Source organism: Bradyrhizobium sp. AZCC 1721, from assembly GCF_036924715.1.
Lineage (GTDB): Bacteria > Pseudomonadota > Alphaproteobacteria > Rhizobiales > Xanthobacteraceae > Bradyrhizobium.
This window is the reverse complement of record NZ_JAZHSB010000001.1, coordinates 3,715,577-3,740,171: the sequence shown is the minus strand read 5'-3', so window position 1 is coordinate 3,740,171 and position 24,595 is coordinate 3,715,577. Positions and strand designations below refer to the sequence as shown.

Here is a 24,595-nt window from a genome sequence, read left to right as displayed (position 1 = left end):
TGGTGGCGACGGCTGCAAAGAAAGCTTCGAAAAAGCGCAAGGCGAAGAAGGCTCGCAAATCGCCGCCCGCTAGTGCCAGCAAGAAGGCGGCGAAGAAGCGTGCGGCCAGGAAAGGTGCGACCAAGAGCAAGCGCGTCGTGAAGAAGGACGGCAAGGCTTCGAAAACGGCCGCAAAGAAGGCTTCGAAGAAGTCGGCGAAGAAGTCGACCAAAAAAGCTGTCAAGAAAGCTGTCAAAAAGTCGGCGAAGAAATCCGTTACGAAAACTCCGTCGAAGAAGCGCGCGGTAACGCCGAAGGAAGCGAGCCCTGCCTTTCAAGCGGCGCCGGTCGCAGAAATTCCGAAGCCCGCAGCGCCACGTGCGAAGCCGGCTCCCGCCGCCAAGCCGGCAGCAGCCGCCGAGCGCGACACCTACTTCATCACGACCGCGATCGCCTATCCGAACGGCCTTCCGCATATCGGCCACGCCTACGAGGCGATTGCGACCGATGCGCTCGCGCGGTTTCAGCGGCTCAACGGCAAGGACGTCTTTTTCCTTACCGGCACCGACGAGCACGGCCTCAAGATGGTCCAAACCGCTGAAGCCGAAGGAATGGGCGTTGCCGAGCTTGCCGCGCGCAATGCCGGCCGGTTCAAGGAGATGGACGAGCGCCTCAACGTCTCGTTCGACCGCTTCATCCGCACCACGGAGCCTGACCATCATCGCTCGGTTCAGGTGGTCTGGGACCGGATGCAGCAGAATGGCGATATCTATATCGATACCTATTCCGGCTGGTATTCGGTGCGCGACGAAGCCTATTACGCCGAGGAGGAAACCGTCCTCGGCGAGGACAATGTGCGCCTTGGCCCGCAGGGCTCGCCGGTCGAGTGGGTCGAGGAGAAGAGCTACTTCTTCAAGCTATCCGCCTATCAGGACCGCTTGCTGCAGCTCTACGAAACCCAGCCGGATTTCATCGGCCCGGATTCGCGCCGCAACGAGGTCGTCAGTTTCGTAAAGAGCGGTCTGAAGGATCTGTCGATTTCGCGCACGACGTTCGACTGGGGCGTCAAGGTGCCGAACGATCCCGAGCATGTGATGTATGTCTGGGTCGATGCGCTGACCAACTACATCACAGGCGTCGGCTTTCCCGATGAAAACGATCCGAATTGGCGCTACTGGCCGGCGGACGTCCACGTCATCGGCAAGGACATTATTCGCTTCCACGCAGTGTACTGGCCGGCGTTCCTGATGTCGGCCGGCATTCCGGTGCAGAAGCGGGTCTACGCGCACGGCTTCCTGTTTAGCAGGGGCGAGAAGATGTCGAAGTCCGTCGGCAACGTCGTCGATCCCTTCAATCTGGCCGATCAGTATGGCGTCGACCAGATGCGCTATTTCTTCCTGCGCGAGGTGCCGTTCGGACAGGACGGCAACTACAGCCATGAAGCCATCGTCGCGCGCATCAACGCCGACCTCGCCAACGATCTCGGCAATCTGGCGCAACGCTCGCTGTCGATGATCGCAAAGCAGCTCGGCGGCGTGCTGCCGGAGCCCGGCGAGTTCACCGACAACGACAAGGCGATCCTGGCGCAGGCCGACGCCATGCTGGAAACCTCGCGCACTGCGATGGCGACCCAGCAGATCCATCAATGGCTGAACGCGGTGTGGGCCGTGGTGGCAGAGGCCAACCGCTATTTCGCGGGCGAGGCGCCCTGGGCGCTGGCCAAGACCGATCCTGACAGACAGAAAACCGTGCTGTACGTGACGGCGGAGGTGGTGCGTCAGGTCGCGATTCTGACCCAGCCGGTGATGCCGGATGCGTCGGCCAAGTTGCTGGATAGCCTCGGCATTCCCAACGAGAAACAAGCGCGCGATTTCGCGGCGCTTGCCACGCGGATTAAGCCGGGAACGACGCTGCCGCCGCCGGTCGGCGTATTTCCACGCTACGTCGAACCAAAGGTGGATTGAGCCGTTTGCAAGCCATGCTCGTCGATAGCCACTGCCATCTCGACTTCCCGGATTTTGCCGAGGATCTCGACGCCATCGTCGCGCGCGCCGAGGCCGCCGGGATCGGTCGTATCGTCACGATTTCGACCCGGGTGAAGCGACTCGGCGGACTGCTCGCGATCGCCGAGCGGTTCCCCAACGTCTATTGCTCGGTCGGCACCCATCCGCATCAAGCCGATGAGGAAGACGGCATTCCGGCCAGTGAGCTGATCGAGCTGACGAGGCATCCGAAGATCGTGGCGCTCGGTGAGGCGGGGCTGGATTACTTCTACCAGCACGGTTCGCGAGAGGCGCAGGAGCGCGGCTTTCGCGCACATATCGCGGCCGCGCGCGCCACGGGCCTGCCGCTGGTCGTTCACACCCGCGAAGCCGACGAGGATTGCGGCCGCATTCTCGAAGACGAAGTGGCAAAGGGACCTTTTAAAGCCGTCCTCCATTGCTACACCGGCGGGCGCGAACTGGCGATGAAGGCAATTGCGTTGGGCCTGTCGATCTCGTTCACGGGCATTTTGACGTTCAAGAAATCGGAAGCCTTGCGCGAGCTCGCGGCCGAACTTCCGGCCGACCGCATCATGGTCGAAACCGACTCGCCCTATCTGGCGCCCGGCAAGTTTCGCGGCAAGCGCAACGAGCCGTCTTACGTGGTCGAAGTCGCCAAAGTGCTGGCGGAAACGCGCGGCGTCTCGCTGGAAGAGATTTCGCGGCAGACGACCGAAAACTTCTTCCGCCTATTCTCCAAAGTGCCGGTGCCGAAGGTTGCGGCATGACGCTGACGCTGACGATCCTCGGCTGTGGTTCTTCCGCCGGTGTACCGCGGCCAGCACTCGGCTGGGGCGCCTGCGATCCCAACAATCCCAAGAACCGTCGCCGCCGTTGCTCGCTGCTGGTCGAGCGGACGGGTGCCCACGGCACCACGCGGATCGTGATCGACACCTCGCCCGATCTGCGCGAGCAGTTGATCGATGCGGAGGTCGATCACATCGACGCGGTGTTCCTGACCCATGAACACGCCGACCAGACCCACGGCATAGACGACCTCCGATCGGTCGTGCTGCACCAGCGCCGCCGCATTCCCGTCTACTTCAACCAGTCGACCGCCAAAGACATCATGGCGCGGTTCTCCTATTGCTTCATCTCGCCGGAGGGGAGCGAATATCCGCCGATCCTGACGCGCCACGCGATCGAGGCCGGCGAGAGTCATGAGACCGAAGGGAAGGGCGGGCCGGTGAAGCTTTCCGCTTTCCTGGTTCACCACGGCAGAATTCCCGCGCTCGGCTTCCGCATCGGCAACGCCGCCTACACGCCCGATCTCCACGACATTCCCGAGGAGAGCTGGCCTGCGTTGCGAAACCTCGATCTCTGGATCGTCGACGGGCTGCGCTATGCCGGGCATCCCAGCCATTTCAGCGTCAACGACGCGCTGTCCTGGATCGAGCGCTTCAAACCAAAGCAGGCTGTCATCACCAACATGCATTCCGACCTCGACTACGAGGTATTGCGCCAGAGCCTGCCGCCGGGCGTGATCCCGGCCTATGATGGCTTGCGGCTGATGTTGAACAGCGCAGGCTGAGTCTGCCGCGGCAAGTCTGCGCGCCGGAAGCGGAGGGACGTCGATGATTGGTCTGTTCTTTGAAGTCCAGACAAGGCCCGGGCACCGCGATCAATATCTCGATCTTGCGGCCTCGCTGAAGCCCGAGCTTGAAGCGATGGGCGGCTGTCTCTTCATCGATCGCTTCAGGAGTTTGACGCGAGAGAACCTGCTGCTGTCGTATCAGATATGGCAGGACGAGGGGACCCTGACGGCGTGGCGAGCCCATGCTCACCATCACGATGTCCAGACGATCGGCCGCGAGAAGGTCTTTTCGGACTATCGCATCCGGGTCGCCCAGGTGATCCACGAAGCAAAGCCCGGCCAGCCGATCTGGCAGCCCGAGCGGCGCACGCCTTACAACGATCCCGCAAGGCGCAAGCCGACTTATGTGCTGGTGGCTGAATCGAAGAACGCCACGCTTCCGGCAGAGACCGGATGGCGCCGTGACGCTTTCGCAAGCGTCTATCGTGACGGGCGCTTCGCGCACCTGATCGATCTACCAAACGATCAAGCCGGTATCGAATTCGGCACCAGGCTGTTTGCCGATCCGACAACCGAGTATTTCCGCGTTTTCGAGGTCATGCGCGACTACGGGATGTACGAGCGCACTGAGGCGCCGCAATATTACCCGCCGATCAGGAGGGAACACGCGTAGCGACTGCAGAGGCAAAGTCTGTCAGGTCGTCATTGCGAGGAGCGCAAGCGACGAAGCAATCCATCTCTCCTCTTGCGCCATCGGCGATATGGATTGCTTCGCTACGCTCGCAATGACGGCGGCGAGCGGATTACGCCGAAATCGCCTTCGCCGAGTCCACCTGATTGCGCAGCATAAATTTCTGGATCTTGCCGGTGGATGTCTTCGGGATGACGCCAAACACGACGGCCTTGGGCGTCTTGAAGCCAGACATATGGCTGCGGCAGAAGGCGATGATCTCGGCCTCCGTGGCCTTGGCGCCATCCTTCAGCTCGACAAAGGCACAGGGCACTTCGCCCCATTTGGGGTCGGGTTTTGCGACGACGGCGGCGAACAGCACGGCCGGGTGCTTGTAGAGGACGTCCTCGACCTCGACGGAGGAAATATTCTCGCCGCCGGAGATGATGATGTCCTTGGAGCGGTCCTTGATGATAACGTAGCCATGCTCGTCAAGCACGCCGAGATCGCCAGTGTGAAACCAGCCACCGGCGAAGGCTTCCTGCGTCGCCTTCTCGTTCTTGAGATAGCCCTTCATCACGATATTGCCGCGGAACATCACCTCGCCGATGGTTTCGCCATCGCGCGGGACCTCCTGCATGGTTTGCGGGTCGAGCACGGTGACGGCTTCCTCCAGCGGGTAGGGCACGCCCTGCCGGCGCTTGAGCTGCGCGCGTTGGTCGGCCGGCAGTTCGTCCCAGCCCGGCTGCTCGGCACAGACGGAGGCGGGGCCGTAGACTTCGGTCAGGCCATAAACGTGCGTCAGCTTGATGCCGATACTTTCGGCGCCCTCGAGCACGGCGACCGGAGGTGCGGCACCCGCGATCAACCCGACCACGCGGCGAGCCTTGTCACCCTTGGGCGCACCGGGCGCGTTGATCAGCGTGTTGTAGACGATCGGTGCACCGCACATGTGGGTGACGCCGTGCTTGGCGATCAACTCGAAGATTTTTGCCGGATCGACCTTACGCAGGCAGACATTGGTGCCGGCGGCGGCCGCGACCGTCCACGGGAAGCACCAGCCGTTGCAATGAAACATCGGCAGCGTCCAGAGATACACGGGATGCTGGCCGAGATTGCCGGCCAGAATATTGCTGACAGCATTGAGATAAGCGCCGCGGTGATGAGTAACGACACCTTTCGGGTTGCCCGTCGTGCCCGAGGTATAGCTGAGCGCAATCGCGTCCCATTCATCGCCCGGAAGCCGTGCGACGAAGCCAGGATCGCCCGCCGCGACCGCCGCCTCGTACTCGATCTCACCAATCCGCTTGCCGCCTGCAAACGCCACATCATCGACATCGACGACGAAGGGCTTTGGCCCGTTCATCAGCGTCAGCGCTTCCGTAATCACGCCGGCAAATTCGGGATCGACCAGGATGATTTTCGCGCCGCCATGGTCGAGCTGGAAGGCAATCGAGGGCGCGTCGAGCCGGATGTTCAGTGCGTTCAGCACCGCACCCGCCATCGGCACGGCGAAATGCACCTCGTTCATCGCGGGAACGTTGGGCAACATCGCCGCGACGGTGTCGCCGATGCCAATATCGCGCCCGGCGAGCCACGACGCAAAGCGCCGGCAGCGTTCATGAGTCTCGACCCAGGTAAAACTGCGGCCTTCATACACCGTGCTGATGTGATCGGGATAGACGGCGGCGCTGCGGGCAAGAAAACTCAGCGGCGTCAGCGGCACGTAATTCGCGGGAGTCTTGTCTAATCCGATCGAATACTGGTTCTGGGCTGCGCTCATTGGCTGTGTCCCATCTACAAAAATTTGACCTTACAGGAACCCGATGGAAATCCACGGGAAGATCGCCACGATAATCAGGCCGACCATCAGCGCCAGCAGGTAACCCCAGATAGGCCGGATACCCTCGGCTGGATCGACGCGACCGATGGCGCAGGCCGCATAATAGCCCACTCCGAAGGGCGGCGCGAATAGCCCGATACCCATCGCGAGAATAACGATCATCGCGTAATGGACCTCGTGGACGCCGACCGCACGGGCGATCGGAAACAATAACGGCCCGAACAGCACGATCGCAGGAATCCCCTCGAGCACGCTGCCCAGGATCACAAAGGCCACGATCGAGACGGCGATGAACGTCGCCGAGCCACCGGGCAGGCCGGTCATGGCGGCCGCCAGCGTCCGCGAAAAGCCGGACTGCGTGAGGCCCCAGGCCATGCCGGTGGCGCAGCCGATGATCAGCAAGATCGCGCCCGACAGGCACGCGGTCTCGACCAACATTGGCACGATCCGCCGCCAGTCGAAATTGCGGTAGATCAAGAGACCGTAAATCAGGTAGCCGACGACAAAGGCATAAACGATGCCGATGGTGGAAACCTCGGTTGCGGTCGCGATGCCTTCGACCACGGCGTAGCGGATCACGAAGGGCAGCGCGATCGCCGGCAGGGCGATGGCAAACGCGCGGGCGATCTCGGCGGCGCTCGCCCGCGTGACGTGGCGCAGATCCTCGTTCCGGTAACGCCACCACACCAGCGCCGACAGCGTGATCGCCAGCACGAGGCCCGGCAACAGGCCGCCGGTGAACAGCGCCGCGATGGAGACGCCGGTGACCGAGCCGATGGTGATCAGCACGAGGCTCGGCGGAATGGTTTCAGTCTGCGCGCCCGTGGCGGAGAGGAGGGCGACCAGATCGCCCGGCTTGGCGCCGCGCGCCTTCATCTCGGGAAACAGCACCGGCGCCACGGCGGCCATGTCAGCGGCCTTGGAGCCCGAGATACCCGATACCAGATACATCGCGCCGACCAGCACGTAATGTAACCCGCCGCGGACATGGCCGAGCAAGCTTGCGAGGAACGCCACCATGGCGCGCGCCATGCCGGTCATTTCGATCAGCAGGCCCAGGAACACGAACAGCGGCACCGACAAGAGGATGAGGTGGCTCATGCCCTCGTCCATGCGCCCGACCAGCACCATCAGCGGCGTGCCCGTGGTCAGTGCCAGATAACCGTAGGTCGCCAAGCCAAAGCCGAACGCAATCGGTACGCCGGCAAACACGCAGAAGCCGGCCACGCCGACAAAGAAGATGATCAGATTGAGGTTGCCGAGCGGTTTGAGCGAGCCCCTGAGCAGCCAGAATATCGCGATGACAAGTGCGACCGACAGGATCGCGCCCAGCACCGTGCGAATGTTGCCGACGCGGGCCAGACGCAGGAAAGCAAACAGCGCCATCAGGGCAATGCCGACCGGCAGCGCCGCGGCACGCCAACTATTGAGGATCTGCAGGGCCGGCGTGGTGATGTAGCTTTCCTCGTAGGCGTATTCATAAGCCGGCCAGGCGATCAGGATGAGGAACGCCAGGGCGGCTGCTGTCGCCACCAGATCGAGATAGGCGCGCATCGCAGGCTTCGCGTTGGCGACGACCGCCGTCATCCGCATATGCTCGGCGCGTCGGAATGCGACGGCGGCGCCGAGCATGGCGAGCCACAGGAACAGGATTGAGGCCAGTTCGTCAGACCAGACCAGCGGCCGGTGCAGCGCGTAGCGCGCCACTACGCCGGCAAACAGGATGACGATTTCGGCGACGACCAGCAGCGCTGCGGGAAGCTCGACCAGCATTCCAAGGGCGTGCTCGATCGACGCCAGCAACGAACGGCGGCGAGGGGGCTGAGCCACCTCACCGCCAACCACTTCACTCAGTTCGGCATGAGCCACGACGGCCCCTCACATGCGCTTAGGACAGCTTGCCCACGGATTTCTCGAGCAGCTCCCAAGCTTGCTCGCCGTATTTACCTTTCCATTCCGCGTAGAAGCCGGCCGAGCGCAGCTTGTCGCGGAACGGCGTCACGTTGGGCTGGTTGAAGGTCAGGCCCTTGCCGGCCAGTTCCTGCTGCAGCCCGGCGTTCAGCTTGGCGACGTCCTCGCGCTCCTTGATGGCCGCCGCGTTGATATTCTTGGCGACAATCGTCCTGACATCCTCAGGCAGCTTTTCCCAGGCGCGGCGGTTCGCCAGGAACCAGAAGCCGTCCCACATATGATTCGTCAGCGAACAGAACTTCTGCACTTCGTATAGTTTGGCAGTCGAGATGATCGCCAGCGGGTTTTCCTGGCCCTCGACGATCTTGGTCTGTAGCGCCGAGTAAACCTCGCTGAAATTGATCGAGGCGGGCGCTGCATCGAACGCCTTGAACATTGAGGTCCAGAGCGGCGACACCGGCACCCGGATCTTGAAGCCCTTGAGATCCTCCGGGCCGTTGATCGGCTTGGTCGAGGATGTGGTCTGGCGGAAGCCGTTGTCCCAGATCTTGTCCATCACCACGAGGTTCGCCTTGGTGATCTCGCCGCGGATATAGGCACCCAGGCCGCCGTCCATGGCCTTCCAGACCGTGTCGTAATCCGGGAACGCAAAACCGATGCCGCTGATGGACGCCGGCGGCACCAGCGTCGCCAAAATGAGCCCCGAGAGCGTGAAAAACTCGACGCCGCCAGACCTGATCTGGCTCAGCATGTCCGTATCGGAACCGAGCTGGTTATTCGGAAAAATCTGCAGATCGAACCGGCCGTTGGTCTCGGCCTTGATCGCCGCGGCCATTTCCTTGGCGCGGGCGTTCATGGGATGGCCGTCCGGAAGATTATTGGCGTACTTGTAGGTGAATTCCGCGCTCTGGGCCCGCGCCACCAACGGTGCGCCGATGCCGCCCAAAACCGCTGACGCAGCGGATGCCTTGAGAAGCGTGCGTCGTGAAAAGCTCATTCCAGTCTCCCTTGAGAGTTATTGTTCTTGAGGTCCGCGACACGGACCTGCGGTCCACGGCATCATCAGCGATCACCGCGCTCGCGCGCTTATTGCAGCGTCAGCAAGTGTCGGCAATAGGAATGGCCGGGACGCAGCAGATCAGGACTGTCATGGCCGACAAAGACGAGCAGCTTCGGCGCCAGAGCTGACTAGATTTGCCAGCATATTCGCCTAAATATCTGATCTAATTGTAGATGTGATATTCCATAATATACCTTATGCGAATTTAGGGTGTATCCGGCACTCGCGCCTCGTCGTTTCGGGTTCGATCCGAGTCATTCGTGCTCTATTTGAGTCTGCCTGGATTTACGGCGCCCTGTGCACTTCAGGTCTAGGAATTTCAGGTCTAGGAATTTCGCAGCCAGAATGTGCTCGACGTTAGACCGAGGGAACTCAACGCGGAAGCAGCGGACCGAGAGGTCCCAGGTCGATATTCAGGTCCTCGGCGGCGAGCCCGAAGTGCTCCCGCAGGCGCGATATGCGGTTGTCTAGAAGCATCAGCGTCATGCCGACGCGCTCCTCCTCCGCTTCGGTCAAGCCGCCCTCGTCGACACGACGAAGCGCCTGTCGCTCCACGAGCTGACGCAGCAACTCCACGACGGTGAGCACCAGGCGGGCCAGATCTCGTTCGACCGTGTCAGGCGCCATCGAAATTCGCTGGCGCGGTCCCGGCTCATGTCCAGCGACGCCGGCGCTCACTGGTCTCGCTCCGCTGCGCCAGATCGCGTGGTCCGGCCGAGCGACGTGATCAGAGCGCGAAGCGAGATCTGCACCATGTCGATGTCGGCGATCGCCAGCGTGATGTCTCCGGCCAGCACGATGCCACCCGCCAGGAGCCGGTCGAGCAGGTCGACTAGTGCGACCTCTCGGTCCGGGAACGCGGCGGGGCTCACGTGCGCTCCTCGCTGTCGGCGAACGAATAGGGCGGCCAGGGGCCCGTGATCTCGAGCGTCACGTGCGGGTTTTCGGCGCCCAGCCGCTGTACACGGGCGGCGAGTTCTTCGGCGCGCCCGGCATCCACCAGGTAGGCTGCGTTGAATATATTTTCGCCTGGAGCAGCGGACAGCTCGGCGCTCTGCGTTCGGTGTTGGCGGCGATCGACGGCAAGCCCGGCGAGAACGGCGTCCATCTGCTCGGCCGCAGTGGTTGCGCGCCGCCACGCGTGCTGGCGCCGATCGCGCTGCTCGCGGCGGTTGCGCAGGTAGTCCCTGCCCGCGCCCGCCGATCCGGACCCGTCGGTTTTCTCGGCCACGGACATGGCGCCGGCAGATGCACCCGCGTGCTGCACGTAGACCTTCACCCCCACCTCCACGCGGCCCGCGAATCGATCCAGCGTCTCGCGGAAGCGCCGGTACTCCCGGCGTAGCAACTGCGCAACGCGGTCGTCGGTGCGGTGAACGGTCGCGAGGCGGAACGGCAGCGTTGGTGTGCACGCGGCAACCGCCGCCACGACCCTGTGGTGCGCGCGTACGATCACCTCTAGCTCGGCCAGCGTCTCCAGCCTGGCTCGCAGCGCGGTCTCGTCGGCGTCGGCAGGTGCAAGCGGACTGACCACGGCGACCAGGTCTTGGTGGCGGACCAGATGGATCGCGGCGCCGTCGACGCCGACGAGACCGGCCGCCTGGGTTGGATTGAACGGGCGCGCGACCGCGTAAGTATAGCTCGCCGTGCTCATCGCCGTGCCTCCAGAGTGGCGGTTTCCAGCGCCCTGATCTTCTTGCGCAACCGCGCGTTCTCGGCCGCGAGCTGCCGCGGCCGCGTCTGGGAAAGCGCCGGATCATGCTCCCACCAGTTGATCCCCATCGCCTTGGCCTTGTCCACCGACGCGACCAACAGCCGGAGCTTGATGGTTAGAAGCTCGATGTCGAGCAGGTTGATCTTGATGTCGCCGGCGATGATCAGCCCTTTGTCCAGAACCCGCTCCAGAATGTCAGCCAGGTTCGGCGAAGCACCCTGGCGTCCGTGCCACTCCATCATGCGATCAGATTCCATCATGCGATCATTCCTCGCTTTCGTCCCTCGTCCAGCCGGTCGAGGATCTCGTCCTCACGTCGATCGAATTCCTCGGCATCGATCAACCCTTCATCCAGTTGCCGCGAAAGCTCGGCCAGCTCGCGCCGGATGGCTGCCGGGCCGCAATGCTGTTCGGCAGCGGCGTCGACGACCCGGTCGATGGTCCACAGCGCGAAGCGGGCCGGCGCGAGCGGCAGCAACAAGACATGCGACAGGAGTCCCACCGCCACGGCCCTCACACGTCCGCTTCGTTGCCGACGAAGCTGTAAGGCGGCAAGGGCCCGTACAGCTCGACGCTTGCGTAGCCGGGCAGCTCGCGGCGCAGCGGCGACAGGGCACCATCGAAGTCCGCCCGGGCGCCCGACGCCACCAGGAACGATACGTTGACGAAGCAACCGTCGACCGGCGGGCCCCGACGTATCTGCGCGGCATGTGGTTGCAGGCGGGCGATGACCTGGTCCGCGTCACGCGCGCGCCGCTCCGCAACGGCGGCGGCCACGCGCTCGCCGAACGCCACCTTGTCCTGATGGCTGCCGCCATCTGCGGCGCGAAGTGCGTGATTTCGCGCGCGTAACTCGTCGTTCTGAAGCAAGAGGTCGCGGAGAAGAGCTTCCTCCGCATGAAAGCCTTTGACGTTGAGCTCGACATGGCCATCGATCCGGCACAGCAGTTCGCCATAGCGACGCGCCCTCGATCGAAGCTCCGTCTGCACGGCCTCGTCGTCGGGCGCGACCATCCCGAACCGCATCGGCAGCACGGTGCCGGCTGCGTAGATCCGTCCGATGACCGCATCGTGCTTCACCAGATCGCGCCGCTTCGCGCGCAAGTTCTCCGGCGCGTCGCTAACCACCGCGACGAGATCCTGCTCGCGCACGAGCCGGAGGGCGGGAGCTCGCTCCCCCACCCCCACCGCGCCTTCGAGCGGTAGTGGGTGCGAGGCACGCGTGACACAGTAGACATAGCTGCTCATCAGTCATCCTTTCCGTTGGGTCAGCCGATTTCCGTGCGCGCCCGGCCGGGGAGCTCGAGCGGCAGCGCGCCGTCGGGCAGCGAGCGGCCGATCCGGGGGCTGCTGCCGGTGAGATCGAGGCGGCCACACATCTCGGCGAAGCGCAGGTAAGCATCGACGCCGGCCACGACGACCCGCGCATCGATGGTGACCACCTCGAGGCCGATCACCGACACACGCACGAACACGTCGATGACCAGCCCGCGGTCCAGGATCAACTCAACGACTTTGTACAGCTCGCCCGACAATCTGCCGTTTGCTTGAGGCGTTTGAGTCATTGCTATTCCAGTCATACGGTTTGCTCCTTCCGGAAAACACGATTTGTCCTTCCGGAAACTGATACGCGCATGGCTTCGCACTGGTTTCAAAACGAGGACGTAAGCCGCGTCGCCTCGCGCTGCCGCATGCGCTCGCCGCCAATTTTCACTGTCAGCGCAAAGGGTTTCCGTAGGGCCTCACTGTTCCCTCGCCCATCGCTAACTACCGTAATCGGTCGCGTACGGTTTTTAATCGTAAGTTCAAAGATCATGTCGCAGCCAAACTTCCAATCGGGCGTCGCGCCTTGGTGCTCTTAGGGGACTCCGATGCAACTAGGAAAATCGGCGGTTTGACTCGAATGGAACCAGAGTGGACTCGAATGCAGCGGTGAAACAGCCGGCGAACATCTCCGTTTTTTGCTGCCGAGACTCAGATCCGATCAGAAACGACAAACCGTGGAGAACGCAGAGTGATCGGCCATGGGCTGCTCGACGGGCTGCGATCAGGTTGTTAAGCCCCGCCTCCCTGGAGAGACTTTGAGTCGAGACATGACCGTTGCGATCGAGATGGGACACACGACCGCAGGCGCCCCGGCGACTCTGGACCTTGAGGAACTGCTTGCGACTCGCCTGCTGGTCCAAGGTAATTCGGGCTCCGGCAAATCCCATCTGCTGCGCCGGCTGCTGGAACAGAGTGCCCCCTGGGTGCAACAGACCATCATCGATCCCGAAGGCGACTTCGTCGCGCTTTCCGACCGTTTCGGCCACCTCCTGATCGATGCCGAGGACCATACCGAGCGGGGTCTGCAGGTCGCCGGCGAACGAGCGCGCATCCATCGCGTCTCCACGGTGCTCAATCTCGAGGGGCTCGACGCCGAGAACCAGATGCGGCGCGCCGCCGCCTTCCTCAGCGGGCTTTTCGAAGTCGTCCGCGACCACTGGTATCCTATGCTGGTGGTGGTGGATGAGGCGCAGCTCTTTGCACCGGCAGTCGCCGGCGAGGTTTCGGACGAGGCGCGCAAACTCTCGCTCGGCGCCATGACGAACCTGATGTGCCGCGGCCGCAAACGAGGGCTTGCGGGGGTCATCGCCACCCAGCGACTGGCGAAGCTCGCCAAGAACGTCGCGGCCGAGGCGTCCAATTTCCTCATGGGCCGAACTTTTCTGGATATCGACATGGCCCGCGCTGCCGAGCTTCTGGGCATGGAACGGCGACAGGCAGAGGCCTTCCGGGATCTGGAGCGCGGACAATTCATGGCGCTGGGACCGGCCCTCTCCCGTCGTCCGCTAGGGCTGCGTATTGGTCCAACCGATACCGCGCCGCGCAACGCAACCCCGCGCCTGACGCCTCTGCCGGAAGCGACACTTGACGCACGCGCCATCATCCTGGCAGCGCCGCCGCCCGAGAACAATCGGCCCCAGCGTCGGTCGGCGCCAGACCTCCTCGTCCAGCTCATGGCGGCGAAATCAGCGGCGCTGGAGATCCATCCCGAAGCGGTGGACCAGCCACTCAGCGCTGAGGAGCTGGCGGAGCGGCGTGAACGAGTGGACCGTATTCTGCGCGCCATCATGGCGGAACCCGAGGCCGGATTCCGTGCCATCGGCGTACTCTATCAGGAGTTCGTGGTCCGCTGCCGAATAGAGGGCCTCGGTTCGGCCGTGCCGGACCTAGGTGACTTCCGTCGCATGCTGACACGCGCCCGCGCCGGGCTCAGCTCCGATATGGCAGAGGATGACGGGTGGCAGGATGTCTCGGTCCGCGCCTCACTTCTGCCGGAGGATATGCAGGGCGTCTTCATGATGATCGCCCGCGCCGCGAAGGAAGGGTGGCCCTGCCCGGGCGATGCAGCGATTGCACGCGCCTATGGCTCACATTCGTTGCGCCGTGCACGGCGTCTGCTGACCTACATCGAGGAGCAGGGCCTCATTGTTTGCCAGCTTGACGGTGCCGGTCGGCGGATCGTCACGCTCGTCGAACTGGCCTGGGCGACGGCACCGGGCGACCCCAATGCCGAGGAACTGCCGGCCGAGCAAGGCTGCAGCAATTCGGCTCCATGATGCGACGGTCGAGCGCGCACTCAGACATTACTACGCCTGAAAGGAGTCCTGAGCTTGAGCGTTGCCTTCACCAAGGAAGACAGTGCCGAAACTGCGTCGGAGACTTTGCTTCCCGACCGCCCCGTTTCACCTCATCCGAATCTTGTTACGGAAGCGGGATTGCAGGCTCTGGAATCTGAACTCCACCAGGCCCGCGAGGCTTATGAGACGGCGCAGAAGATCGAGGACGTTAATGAACGACGCCGGCAAGCGGCAATCCCGCTGCGCGATATGCGCTACTTTGCGGCGAGAGTTCGGACGGCTCAGGTCATCCCTAATCCGGCGTCGACTGACACTGTCGCCTTCGGGAGCACGGTGACCTTCAGGCGCGACGATGGACGCGTACAAAAATATCGTATCGTGGGTGAGGACGAGGCAGATCCTAAGGCAGGATCCATCTCCTTTGTTTCACCAGTGGCAAGGCTGCTGATGGGCAAAGCCGCTGGTGATGAGGTCGACGCATCAGGTCAGAAACTTGAGATCATTTCGATCTCGTAGCACCCTCCCGCACCGGACGCCGCCGATGTTCGGAAGGGCCGGGCTTTGCGCCAAAACCGGCCATATCGCGAGGCTGGCTCACCTTGCGGGCGCGGCCATCACCAGTGTTCAAGCATGGTGACAGGCCATCATTTGTTCCAGAGCCTTCAGAGCTTGCGCTGGGTCCGACGGGACCCGGCAATTCGACCGCGTCAGACGCACTGACTCGTGATTGACTTAAATTGGACTCCGAGTTCGTTTTAGGAACCGCATTGAAAGTATTGATTTTTTATCCGATCAAATTTTCAATTCGCTTTGGAGTGCACAGCGTTCGTCAATCTGCATTGGAGCTCGCCGATTTCATCGCTGGTACGCCTCCCGCTTCCCACTCACAATGCGGCTCTAGGCGAAACACAAAGCCCCGAGGCCAGTTGGTTCATGCCGGCCGCAACGGAGGTCTCATCATGCAAGAACGCGTCAGTCGTCCGACCGAACCTCGCGCCATTCCATTTGACGCCGCCAAGCTCGATTCCCTTATGGAAGCGGCCGGTCTTGATATCCTGGTCGCGACCTCCAAGCATAACGTCCAATACCTGCTCGACGCGGAGCGCGCGATCTTCTTCGACTACATGGACGCGCTCGGCGTCAGCCGGTACTTGCCCGTCCTGATCTACCCGAAGGGCGCGCCCGACAAGGCGGCCTATATTGGACACCGGCTGGAAACGCACCAGCGGGCCGTGGCGCCACTTTGGGTTCCGCAAGTCCGCACCGAGGGCAACGGCTCGTTGGATGCCGTTTCGCTGGGGGCACGCGTGATCAAGAACGCGGGCGTACCGATGAAGCGCATCGGCGTCGAGATGCCGTTCCTGCCGATGGATGCCGGCAGGGCTCTTTCGGACGCCCTGCCCGATAGCGAGATCAAGGATGCGCTGTTGGTGCTCGAGCGCCTGCGTGCCGTGAAGTCGCCGGCGGAGCTGACCAAGCTGAAAAAGGCTTCGGAATTGGTGATCGAATCCATGGACGAGGTGATCGCAAACCACGGCCCGGGCACCACCAAGCAGCAGCTTTTCGACGCACTGAGGATCGCAGAGGTCAAGCGCGGATTGACTTTCGAGTATTGCCTGCTGGCCTGCGGCGCCAGCCACAACCGCGCGCCTTCCGCCCAGCGCTGGGAAACCGGCGACGTGCTCTCGCTGGATTCCGGCGGCAACTATCACGGCTATATTGGCGACCTCGCGCGGATGGCTGTGCTGGGCGAACCGGACAGCGAATTGAAGGATCTTCTGACGGACATCGAAGCCATCCAGCGGGCGGCATTCGCCGCAGTGCGGCCGGGCGCGATGGGCGGCGAAATCTATGCCGCGGCGGAAAAGCGGCTCGCGCAGTCGAACCAGCGCGACTGCACCGACTTCCTGGCGCACGGCATGGGGCTAGTCAGCCACGAGGCCCCTCGCCTGACGGCCAAGGGCCCTATTCCCTACGATGACCCGGACGCGCGCCGGCCCTTGGAGCCCGGCATGGTGGTGTCGATCGAAACGACGATGAAGCACCCGCGCCGTGGCTTCATTAAGCTGGAGGACACGGTTGCAGTGACCGCAACCGGCTACGAGATCTTCGGCGAAGGCAGCCGCGGCTGGAATATTGGCGGCAGCGCAGTGGCGCGGTGAGGTGCTTTTGAAGTCAGCTTGCGACGACCGTCGCGCGATGCGCGGTCGTGCGCGAACGTTGACTTTAAGCCTCAGCCCTTTTCGACGTCTCCGCCTGCGTCCAACCAGCCTTTGAAGCCGCCGAGATTGCGTACGTTGCCGTAACCCATATCCTTCAGCGTCTTTCCCACCAGCGCGGAACGCCCGCCGGATGCGCAGTAAGCAATAACCGTCTTGGTCCGGTCGAAGGCCTTATCATGCATCGCTGAGGCAGGATCCGCCTTGAACTCCACGAGGCCGCGCGGTATGGCGACGGCACCCGGAACTTTTCCAGAGGCAGTAACTTCCGCTGGCTCCCGAACATCGAGGAAAAGCACATCGGCCCTTCCCAGCAATTCCTTGGCTTCATCGGGACTGATACGCGGGACTTCAGCATCGGCTTCGGCGAGCATCGCTTGCACGGTTTTCATTGGGGGCCTTCTCCATATGTGGGCTCGCCAGCAACGGCTGGTGTACAATCTAAGCTCCCGCAAGGCACGCAATGCTTGCAGGTTGCAAGGGGCAAATAGCCCATCCTGTTTTGATTTCGATCATGCAATTGAAGGATGCTGCGCCATATTTTTGGGCGTGGCAATCCCACTGGTTGTCGCGGCAAATCTGGCCAACGCGGCCATACCGCGCTATTTCCCCCTGAACTTCGGCTTGCGTCGCTCCAGAAACGCGGCGACGCCTTCCTTGTGATCCTCGGTCATGCTCGCCAGCGCGAACTGGTCGACATCCATGTGGCTGGCGAGATCGTCGAGCGCGTGTGCGAGGCGATTGACCGTCAGCTTGGTCATGGCAACGGATAGCGGCGGCTGAGCGGCGATTTTGGCGGCGAGCGCCATCGCTGCGTCGAAGGCCTTGCCGGGATCAGCGACCTCCTCCACCAGGCGCCATTCGTAGGCCTCGGCCGCGGTGATGCGCTGGTCGGCCAGGATTACGGCCTGCTTGGTGCGGGCCGGTCCCATCAGATGCAGCATGCGCGGCACGCTCTGCCAGCTCATATTCATGCCGAGACCGATCTCGGGCACGCGCATATGGGCGTCGCGGGCCATCACCCGGAAATCCAGCGCGACCGCCAGCGCCACGCCGCCGCCGACGCAAAAACCCTCGATGGCGCCGATCGTGATCTGCTCCATGTCCTGCCAGGCCCGGGTCAGCCGCGGCCCAAGCTTCAAGTGCCGGCGCAAGGCTCCGAGGTCCATGGTCTTGCGCGAACGACCCTCGGGGTCCTTGAGATCAAAGCCGGCGCTGAACGACTTTGCGCCGCCGGTCAGCACCACGACTGAGGTTGCGCCGTCGTCTTCAAAACTGCGGGCGGCGTCAGTGAGCTGGCGCAGCGCTTCCGGCGACAACGCGTTGATGCCGTCGCCGCGGTCGAAACGCACCACAGCGATACGGCCATCGGGCCCGAGGCCTTTTTCAATCGTCACAAATCCGGTCAACCCATCGCTCCCTATCAGTCTTTTCCAAAAGCTTAGACCAGAAATAATTCCGGCGAACCTGAATCCTTCGTCCATTCCGCTTCGTCTTGTTCGCGAAACCATCGCATCCGCGTGGCGCGGATCGGGGCGAACAAGGAGCATTTTGCAGATGGGACCATCATATCGTTGGGTGATCGTCGGCACGGGCGCATTGATGACATGCGTCGGCATCGGCGCCATGTTCTCGCTGGCCGTCTATCTGGAACCGATGTCGACGGAAACGGGATGGTCGCGTGCCGGAATTTCGGGTGCGATGACCATCGATTTCCTGACCATGGGAATTGCCGGGTTTGCCTGGGGCGCGGCCAGCGACAGGTTTGGCACGCGTCCGGTCGTCCTCTGCGGCGCCCTGCTCCTGGGTTCGGGCCTGTTGCTAGCCAGCCGCGCCACCTCCCTGCTCGAATTCCAGCTCGCTTACGGCATTCTCGTCGGCCTCGCCGCAGGCGCCTTCTTCGCGCCGATGATTGCGGCGGCGACACAGTGGTTCGACAACAACCGCAGCCTTGCCGTCTCGCTGGTGTCCGCAGGCATGGGCGTGGCGCCGATGACGATCTCGCCATTCGCGCGCTGGCTGATCTCGACCTATGATTGGCGTACCGCGATGATGATCGTGGGCTTGATGGCGTGGGCCTTGCTGATACCGGCCGCGCTGCTGGTCCGGCAGCCGCTGGTGGTAAGGCCATCCGCCACGCCAGCGTCGGGCGCTGACAACGATCCGGGAGCGGGATGGTCTGTTGCAGGTGCGCTTCGCTCGCCCCAATTCCTGGTGCTGGCGCTGACCTTCTTCGCCTGTTGCGCCGCGCATTCCGGGCCGATCTTCCACATGGTCAGCTACGCGATGCTCTGCGGCATCCCGGCGATGGCCGCAGTCAGCATCTATAGCGTGGAAGGCCTGTCGGGGCTCGGCGGGCGTCTCCTCCTCGGCATCCTCGCCGATCGGCTGGGCGCCAAGCGGGTGCTGGTCTGCGGCCTGCTGGTGCAGGCGCTGGCGATTGGGACCTATCTCTACGTCAGCAAACTCGGCGAGTTCTACGCGCTCGCGATCGTGTTCGGAACGGCTTATGGCGGCGTGATGCCGCTCTATGCCGTGCTGGCGCGCGAATATTTCGGCCCGCGGATCATGGGAACGGTGTTCGGCGCGGCGACAATGGTATCGAGCCTTGGCATGGCGTTCGGGCCGTGGGCCGGCGGCATGATCTTCGACACCTTCCAAGATTACCGCTGGCTTTACATCGGCGCACTCAGCGTAGGCCTCGCCGCAATGGCGATTGCGTTGACGTTCCCGCCACTGCCGTCGCGATCACGCGAGCGGCTGCAGCCAGCTTAAAGGGCGGCTTCCCTGCCTCGACATAGCCCGGATTTTGCGCCTATCCTCACGGCATGAGCGACCATGATCACGATCACCACGGCCATCACCACCACGACCACTCCGAACTCTCGGAGACCGAGCTGCGCGTGCGCGCGCTGGAATCGATCCTCACCGAAAAGGGCTATGTCGATCCGGCTGCGCTCGACCTCCTGATCGATCTCTATGAAAAGAAAATCGGACCGCGCAACGGCGTTCGCGTGGTCGCCAAGGCATGGAGCGATCCCGCCTACCGCGAACGGCTGATGAAGGACGCAACGGCAGCGATTGCCGAGCTCGACTATTCGGGCCGCCAGGGCGAGCACATGGTCGTCGTAGAAAACACGCCCGACCAGCACAACATGGTCGTGTGCACGCTGTGCTCCTGCTACCCGCACCCCGTGCTGGGGCTTCCGCCAGTCTGGTACAAGTCCGCGCCCTATCGCTCCCGCGCCGTGTCCGATCCGCGCGGCGTGCTCAGGGATTTCGGCGTGACGCTGCCGGACACCACCAAAATCCGGGTCTGGGATTCCACCGCCGAAATCCGCTACCTCGTACTGCCGATGCGCCCTGCGGGTACCGAGGGCTGGAGTGAACAACAACTCGCCGAACTCGTCACCCGCGACAGCATGATCGGCACCGGCCTGCCCAAACAGCCTGGCGAGGCTGCCTGATGGACGGCGCGCATGACATGGGCGGCGCCAAGGGTTTTGGGCCTGTCGTGCCCGAGCCGAACGAGCCGGTGTTTCATGCTGACTGGGAGCGCCGGGCCTTTGCGCTGACGGTTGCCATGGCACGCCCGGGCGGCTGGAACATCGATATGTCGCGGTTTGCGCGCGAGAACCGCCCGCCTGAGGATTACCTCAGCAAGAGCTATTTCGAACTATGGCTGGCCGGGCTGGAAACGCTGATGATCGAGCGCGGGCTGGTGACGCGCGAGGAAATCGAGGCCGGCAAAGTGCTGGCGCCGCCTAAGCCTGGCGTCAAGCCGATCGCTCCAAATGAAGTCACGCCGGCGATCCGCCGCGGCGGCCCGACCGAACGCGAGGCGAAAGAGCCTGCGATGTTTGCGGTCGGCGACACCGTGCGGATGAAAGACATCCACCCGGTGACGCATACACGGCTGCCGCAATATGTCCGTGGCCATCTCGGCACCATCGAACTCAATCACGGCTGCCACGTGTTTCCTGACACCAATTCGCTTGGCCAGGGCGAAGACCCGCAATGGCTCTACACCGTGCGTTTCGACGGGCCGGAATTGTGGGGCAAGGACGGCGATCCGACGCTCAGCGTCTCCGTCGACGCCTGGGAATCCTATCTGGAGCGCGCGTGATGGATTTGACTCCGCAGCAGGCGATGCGCGCCGCGGTCGCCGTTCCCGGCGTGCCGCGCGATGAAGACGGCCCGGTGTTTCGCGAGCCATGGGAAGCGCGCGCCTTTGCGATGGCGCTGGCGTTGCATGAGGCCGGCGTCTTCACCTGGAAGGAATGGGCGGAGACGCTGGGTGCGCAAATCAAGCGCGCGCAGGCCGAAGGCGATCCAGATACGGGCGAGACCTACTACCGGCACTGGCTCGCGACGCTGGAAACCCTCGTCGCCGCCAAGGGCGTCACAACGTCAGATGTCCTGCATCGCTACCGTGACGCCTGGGACCACGCCGCCGACCGCACGCCCCACGGCGCGCCGATCGAGCTGAGGGCGGAGGATTTCGGGAAGTAGCCACCGCCCGCCTTCGCAGGCGACGACAAGCGAACGCACGGCGCAAGTCCCGCCGACTACGCCCCTACATACTCCCGCCAGCCCTTCGCCCGCAGCGCGCAGGCCGGGCATTCACCGCAGCCATAACCCCAATCGTGCTGCGCGCCGCGCTCGCCGAGATAGCAGGTGTGGGAGTGCTCGCGGATCAGATCGACCAACCCTGCTCCGCCGAGTTCGTGCGCGAGTTTCCAGGTGGATGCCTTGTCGAGCCACATCAGCGGCGTATACAGCTCAAAATTCTTTGCCATGCCGAGATTCAGCGCCGATTGTAGCGCCTTGATGGTCTCGTCGCGGCAGTCCGGATAGCCGGAGTAGTCGGTCTCGCACATGCCGCCGACGATGTGGCGGATGCCACGCCGGTACGCCAGCGCCGCGGCGAAGGTGAGAAACACCAGGTTGCGGCCTGGCACGAAGGTGTTGGGTAAGCCGTCAGCGCCCATTTCGATCGCGACATCGCGGGTCAGCGCGGTATCGGAAATCTCTGCCAGCGTCGGGATCTCCAGCGTGTGGCTCTCGCCGAGTTTTGCCGCCCAATCCGGCCGCAACGACCTTAAGCCCGACAGCAGCCAGTCGCGGCATTCCAGCTCGATGGCGTGGCGCTGGCCGTAGCTGAAGCCGAGCATTTCGACGCGTGCAAAGCGCCGCAAGGCCCAAGCCAGGCAGGTCGTGGAATCCTGCCCGCCGGAAAACAGCACCAGCGCGGTTTCGGACGGTGATTGGTCGCTCATGACGGGCAATTAGCACTCCCGCGCCCCAAGGCCAACCGGTGGAAATTGTCTCGATTTTAGCCTGTTCCGCTGGGATCGGTCGACCGCTTGCGGCATAAAGCGGCCTGCCCTCCAAGCGACGGAAATTCCCATGACCCCTTCCCGCGATATTTCCCGCCTCATCGAGATCATGGCGGCGTTGCGCACGCCGGTCACGGGCTGTCCGTGGGACCTCGAACAGAACTTCGCGACGATCGCGCCCTACACCATCGAAGAAGCCTATGAGGTGGCCGACGCGATCACACGCGGCGATCTCGATGATCTCCGCGAGGAACTCGGCGATCTCCTGCTGCAGGTCGTCTATCACGCCCGCATGGCGGAAGAGCAAAACGCCTTTGCCTTCGGCGACGTGGTCGAGGCGATCACAGGCAAGCTGATACGCCGTCATCCGCATGTGTTCGCCGACAAGGACGGCAACATCGCCCCCGCGGGCGTCAAGAGCGCGTGGGAACGCATAAAGGCCGAGGAAAAGGCCGAGCGCGCGGTGCGGCGGCCGCCGGAGGAGACCGCGCACAGATCGCTGCTCGCAACCGTCAAGGCCGGCCAGCCGGCGCTGACGCGCGCGATGGAATTGCAGCGCAAGGCCTCAACCGTCGGCTTCGACTGGAACGATCCCCGCGCAGTCCTGCATAAGATTCGCGAGGAGGCTGACGAGATCGAAGCAGCCCTGGACCACGGCAAGCCTGACGAACTCGCGGCCGAAACCGGCGATCTCCTGTTCGCGCTGGTCAATCTGGCGCGGCATGTCGGCGCCGATCCCGAAACCGCGCTGCGCGGCACCAACGCCAAGTTCGAGCGCCGTTTTGCCTATATCGAGCGCGTGCTGGCGGCCAAAAGCCGTTCGCTCGAGGACGCAACACTCGCCGAAATGGATGCATTGTGGAATGAAGCCAAGGATGCGGAACAGCCGGCCGCAGCCTCAGCGCGGAGTGATCGGAGATAGGACGCGCGTTCGCGCGACAATTACGCCACCCGCGGAACGGCGTCGAACCGCGACACCACGATATCGCGCTTGGTCTCGTCGACGCGCACCGTCATGTCGAAGCGTCCGTCGCGGAGCTCCTTGTTGAGCACTTCGGCATTTCGATGCAGCCAACTTATGCCGGCGCCATCGGAAGCGTCGATGGAGAGGTCGAGTGTTGTGCGCGTCGCCGCCAGGCGATCCTCGATCGCGGTCAGCAACGCATCGATCCCCTCGCCCGACGCAGCGGAGACCAGGAAGCACGGCCGTTCCGGCGGGCGGCGCGCGGCGATGTTGCGCAGGTTCTCGCGTTCCTCGGGATCGAAGCGATCAATCTTATTCCAGACCTCGAGGATACGTGCGCCGGCATCCGGATCGATGCCGAGCTGACGCAGCACGGCATCAACGTCGCGCTCCTGCGCCTCCGCGTCTTCATGCGAGATGTCGCGCACGTGGAGGATGATATCGGCCTCCAGCACCTCTTCCAGCGTGGCGCGGAAGGCGGCGACGAGCTGCGTCGGCAGGTTGGAGATGAATCCGACGGTGTCCGAGAGCATCGCCTTGCCGCCATGCGGCAGGCTCAGCGCGCGCAAGGTCGGGTCCAGCGTCGCAAACAGCATGTCGGCCGCCTGCACGTCGGCACGGGTGAGCCGGTTGAACAGGGTCGATTTGCCGGCATTGGTGTAGCCGACCAGCGCAACCACGCGATACGGCACCCGCTGCCGGCCGGCGCGGTGTAGCCGCCGCGTCGCCTGCACCTTCTTCAGTTCATTTTCCAGCCGCGTGATGCGGTCGCCGATCAGGCGGCGGTCGGCCTCGATCTGGGTCTCGCCGGGACCGCCCATGAAGCCGAAACCGCCGCGCTGGCGCTCCAGATGGGTCCAGGACCGCACCAGACGGCTGCGCTGATAGTTCAGGTGCGCGAGTTCGACCTGCAGCGCACCTTCTTTGGTCTTGGCGCGGCGGCCGAAAATTTCCAAAATCAGCCCGGTGCGGTCGAGCACCTTGGTGTTCCAAGCCTTCTCGAGGTTGCGCTGCTGGATCGGCGCCAACGCGCAATCCATCACCACCAGCTCGATGTCATGGCCTGCGATCAGGCCCGTGATCTCCTCAACCTTTCCCTTGCCGAGGTAAGTCGCTGGACGGATCTGGGTCACTGGCGCAATCAGCGCGTCGGCGATCGTGAGGTCGATGGCGCGCGCCAGACCCGTGGCTTCCTCGAGCCGGCCCTCGAAATCGCGCGCAGCCTCGTTCGCCTGCGCATCGGCATCGCCGCGGCGCATTCGCAAATATGGGCCGATGACGATCACCCGCCCGCTTTGTTTGGCCCCCGCCGACCGCGGACGGTCGGCGCTCCCTTCACGGTCGAAGGGTTCCAATCAGTTCACTCTCAAGCCGGAGCATCCTCACCGCCCTCGAACAACTGGATCGGAGCGCCGGGCATGATGGTCGAGATCGCATGCTTGTAGACTAGCTGCGAGTGGCCGTCGCGCCGAAGCAGCAAGCAGAAATTGTCGAACCAGGTGACTATCCCCTGCAGCTTTACTCCGTTGACCAGAAAGATCGTCAGTGGCGTTTTTGTTTTACGAACGTGATTTAGGAAGGTGTCTTGTAGATTTTGTGCGCGGTCTGCCGCCATTGTTTTTGTCCCGCCGTCTTGTGCTTCTTTTTATTAAGCCGTTGTTGCCCTCTCACGGAGCCTGCCCCGACCTGCCGGCCCA

The 24,595-nt window shown here is 63.2% G+C and carries 27 protein-coding genes; 12 read left to right on the top strand and 15 right to left on the bottom strand.

The window, feature by feature from the left end; all coding sequences use genetic code 11:
• The first annotated feature begins 2 nt into the window (after nt 1–2).
• Genes metG through V1273_RS17795 form a run of 4 tightly spaced genes read left to right on the top strand, consistent with a single transcriptional unit; the run spans nt 3 to nt 4,228 of the window.
• Nucleotides 3–1,943, top strand: coding sequence for a methionine--tRNA ligase (metG, locus tag V1273_RS17810; RefSeq protein ID WP_334382211.1), 1,941 nt, complete (start codon nt 3–5; stop codon nt 1,941–1,943).
• 14 nt (nt 1,944–1,957) lie between these two features.
• Nucleotides 1,958–2,749, top strand: coding sequence for a TatD family hydrolase (locus V1273_RS17805; RefSeq protein WP_334412233.1), 792 nt, complete (start codon nt 1,958–1,960; stop codon nt 2,747–2,749).
• Nucleotides 2,746–3,552 carry an MBL fold metallo-hydrolase gene (locus V1273_RS17800; protein WP_334382212.1) on the top strand — a complete coding sequence of 269 codons (807 nt, stop codon included), beginning with the start codon at nt 2,746–2,748 and terminating at the stop codon, nt 3,550–3,552. The genes V1273_RS17805 and V1273_RS17800 overlap by 4 nt, the downstream gene beginning before the upstream one ends.
• Nucleotides 3,553–3,595: 43 nt before the next feature.
• Nucleotides 3,596–4,228, top strand: coding sequence for an antibiotic biosynthesis monooxygenase family protein (locus V1273_RS17795; protein ID WP_334410403.1), 633 nt, complete (start codon nt 3,596–3,598; stop codon nt 4,226–4,228).
• Between the two features lie 130 nt (nt 4,229–4,358).
• Here the strand turns inward: V1273_RS17795 and V1273_RS17790 are convergent, their stop codons facing one another.
• From V1273_RS17790 to gvpJ, 10 genes are all read right to left on the bottom strand, one after another.
• Nucleotides 4,359–6,008 carry an acyl-CoA synthetase gene (locus V1273_RS17790; RefSeq protein ID WP_334410402.1) on the bottom strand — a complete coding sequence of 550 codons (1,650 nt, stop codon included), beginning with the start codon at nt 6,006–6,008 and terminating at the stop codon, nt 4,359–4,361.
• Between the two features lie 30 nt (nt 6,009–6,038).
• Entirely contained in the window at nt 6,039–7,937 is a 1,899-nt protein-coding gene (locus V1273_RS17785) for a TRAP transporter large permease (protein WP_334362546.1), read from the bottom strand.
• A gap of 19 nt (nt 7,938–7,956) precedes the next feature.
• Nucleotides 7,957–8,976, bottom strand: coding sequence for a TRAP transporter substrate-binding protein (locus tag V1273_RS17780; RefSeq protein WP_334410401.1), 1,020 nt, complete (start codon nt 8,974–8,976; stop codon nt 7,957–7,959).
• A gap of 435 nt (nt 8,977–9,411) precedes the next feature.
• Nucleotides 9,412–9,666, bottom strand: a complete 255-nt coding sequence (locus V1273_RS17775; RefSeq protein WP_334362544.1) for a gas vesicle protein K — start codon at nt 9,664–9,666, stop codon at nt 9,412–9,414.
• 47 nt (nt 9,667–9,713) lie between these two features.
• Nucleotides 9,714–9,911 (bottom strand): gas vesicle protein, encoded by a 198-nt coding sequence (locus V1273_RS17770; RefSeq protein WP_334360054.1) that lies wholly within the window; start codon nt 9,909–9,911, stop codon nt 9,714–9,716.
• The gene (locus V1273_RS17765) at nt 9,908–10,693 is read right to left on the bottom strand and encodes a GvpL/GvpF family gas vesicle protein (RefSeq protein ID WP_334410400.1); all 786 of its coding nucleotides are present in this window, start codon (nt 10,691–10,693) and stop codon (nt 9,908–9,910) included. Before V1273_RS17765 ends, V1273_RS17770 begins: the two co-directional genes overlap by 4 nt.
• The gene (locus V1273_RS17760) at nt 10,690–11,013 is read right to left on the bottom strand and encodes a gas vesicle protein (RefSeq protein WP_334410399.1); all 324 of its coding nucleotides are present in this window, start codon (nt 11,011–11,013) and stop codon (nt 10,690–10,692) included. The genes V1273_RS17765 and V1273_RS17760 overlap by 4 nt, the downstream gene beginning before the upstream one ends.
• Nucleotides 11,010–11,234 carry a gas vesicle protein GvpG gene (locus V1273_RS17755; RefSeq protein WP_334360057.1) on the bottom strand — a complete coding sequence of 75 codons (225 nt, stop codon included), beginning with the start codon at nt 11,232–11,234 and terminating at the stop codon, nt 11,010–11,012. The genes V1273_RS17760 and V1273_RS17755 overlap by 4 nt, the downstream gene beginning before the upstream one ends.
• Nucleotides 11,235–11,266: 32 nt before the next feature.
• The gene (locus V1273_RS17750) at nt 11,267–12,001 is read right to left on the bottom strand and encodes a GvpL/GvpF family gas vesicle protein (RefSeq protein WP_334410398.1); all 735 of its coding nucleotides are present in this window, start codon (nt 11,999–12,001) and stop codon (nt 11,267–11,269) included.
• 20 nt (nt 12,002–12,021) lie between these two features.
• Complete coding sequence (gene gvpJ / locus V1273_RS34055; RefSeq protein ID WP_141686522.1) at nt 12,022–12,318, bottom strand: gas vesicle protein GvpJ; 297 nt, start codon at nt 12,316–12,318, stop codon at nt 12,022–12,024.
• Nucleotides 12,319–12,846: 528 nt separating this feature from the next.
• On the opposite strand from gvpJ, the gene V1273_RS17740 reads away from it, so the two are divergent.
• From V1273_RS17740 to V1273_RS17730, 3 genes are all read left to right on the top strand, one after another.
• The gene (locus V1273_RS17740; protein WP_334410397.1) at nt 12,847–14,355 is read left to right on the top strand and encodes an ATP-binding protein; all 1,509 of its coding nucleotides are present in this window, start codon (nt 12,847–12,849) and stop codon (nt 14,353–14,355) included.
• A gap of 54 nt (nt 14,356–14,409) precedes the next feature.
• Nucleotides 14,410–14,892: a transcription elongation factor GreA gene (greA, locus tag V1273_RS17735; protein WP_334410396.1), complete on the top strand. Its 483-nt coding sequence runs from the start codon at nt 14,410–14,412 to the stop codon at nt 14,890–14,892.
• 443 nt (nt 14,893–15,335) lie between these two features.
• Entirely contained in the window at nt 15,336–16,538 is a 1,203-nt protein-coding gene (locus V1273_RS17730; RefSeq protein WP_334410395.1) for a Xaa-Pro peptidase family protein, read from the top strand.
• A 71-nt stretch (nt 16,539–16,609) separates the two neighbouring features.
• On the opposite strand, the gene V1273_RS17725 is transcribed toward V1273_RS17730, so the two are convergent.
• The gene (locus tag V1273_RS17725; RefSeq protein WP_334410394.1) at nt 16,610–16,987 is read right to left on the bottom strand and encodes a rhodanese-like domain-containing protein; all 378 of its coding nucleotides are present in this window, start codon (nt 16,985–16,987) and stop codon (nt 16,610–16,612) included.
• Between the two features lie 210 nt (nt 16,988–17,197).
• Nucleotides 17,198–18,004 carry an enoyl-CoA hydratase/isomerase family protein gene (locus V1273_RS17720; RefSeq protein WP_334362537.1) on the bottom strand — a complete coding sequence of 269 codons (807 nt, stop codon included), beginning with the start codon at nt 18,002–18,004 and terminating at the stop codon, nt 17,198–17,200.
• Nucleotides 18,005–18,152: 148 nt separating this feature from the next.
• Here V1273_RS17720 and V1273_RS17715 point away from each other — a divergent pair, with 148 nt between their 5' ends.
• Genes V1273_RS17715 through V1273_RS17700 form a run of 4 tightly spaced genes read left to right on the top strand, consistent with a single transcriptional unit; the run spans nt 18,153 to nt 21,107 of the window.
• Complete coding sequence (locus V1273_RS17715; protein WP_334410393.1) at nt 18,153–19,370, top strand: MFS transporter; 1,218 nt, start codon at nt 18,153–18,155, stop codon at nt 19,368–19,370.
• A gap of 53 nt (nt 19,371–19,423) precedes the next feature.
• Nucleotides 19,424–20,062 carry a nitrile hydratase subunit alpha gene (gene nthA, locus V1273_RS17710; protein ID WP_334410392.1) on the top strand — a complete coding sequence of 213 codons (639 nt, stop codon included), beginning with the start codon at nt 19,424–19,426 and terminating at the stop codon, nt 20,060–20,062.
• Nucleotides 20,062–20,721, top strand: a complete 660-nt coding sequence (nthB, locus tag V1273_RS17705; RefSeq protein ID WP_334410391.1) for a nitrile hydratase subunit beta — start codon at nt 20,062–20,064, stop codon at nt 20,719–20,721. The genes nthA and nthB overlap by 1 nt, the downstream gene beginning before the upstream one ends.
• Entirely contained in the window at nt 20,721–21,107 is a 387-nt protein-coding gene (locus V1273_RS17700; protein ID WP_334368900.1) for a nitrile hydratase accessory protein, read from the top strand. Before nthB ends, V1273_RS17700 begins: the two co-directional genes overlap by 1 nt.
• Before the next feature lie 56 nt (nt 21,108–21,163).
• Here the strand turns inward: V1273_RS17700 and queC are convergent, their stop codons facing one another.
• Complete coding sequence (gene queC / locus V1273_RS17695; protein ID WP_334410390.1) at nt 21,164–21,874, bottom strand: 7-cyano-7-deazaguanine synthase QueC; 711 nt, start codon at nt 21,872–21,874, stop codon at nt 21,164–21,166.
• 130 nt (nt 21,875–22,004) lie between these two features.
• Here queC and mazG point away from each other — a divergent pair, with 130 nt between their 5' ends.
• Nucleotides 22,005–22,856 carry a nucleoside triphosphate pyrophosphohydrolase gene (gene mazG / locus V1273_RS17690; RefSeq protein WP_334410389.1) on the top strand — a complete coding sequence of 284 codons (852 nt, stop codon included), beginning with the start codon at nt 22,005–22,007 and terminating at the stop codon, nt 22,854–22,856.
• Nucleotides 22,857–22,876: 20 nt separating this feature from the next.
• Here mazG and hflX read toward each other — a convergent pair whose 3' ends face one another.
• Both hflX and hfq read right to left on the bottom strand, forming a co-directional pair.
• The gene (gene hflX / locus V1273_RS17685) at nt 22,877–24,253 is read right to left on the bottom strand and encodes a GTPase HflX (RefSeq protein ID WP_334362531.1); all 1,377 of its coding nucleotides are present in this window, start codon (nt 24,251–24,253) and stop codon (nt 22,877–22,879) included.
• 11 nt (nt 24,254–24,264) lie between these two features.
• Entirely contained in the window at nt 24,265–24,513 is a 249-nt protein-coding gene (gene hfq / locus V1273_RS17680; protein WP_006020546.1) for an RNA chaperone Hfq, read from the bottom strand.
• Nucleotides 24,514–24,595 lie beyond the last annotated feature (82 nt).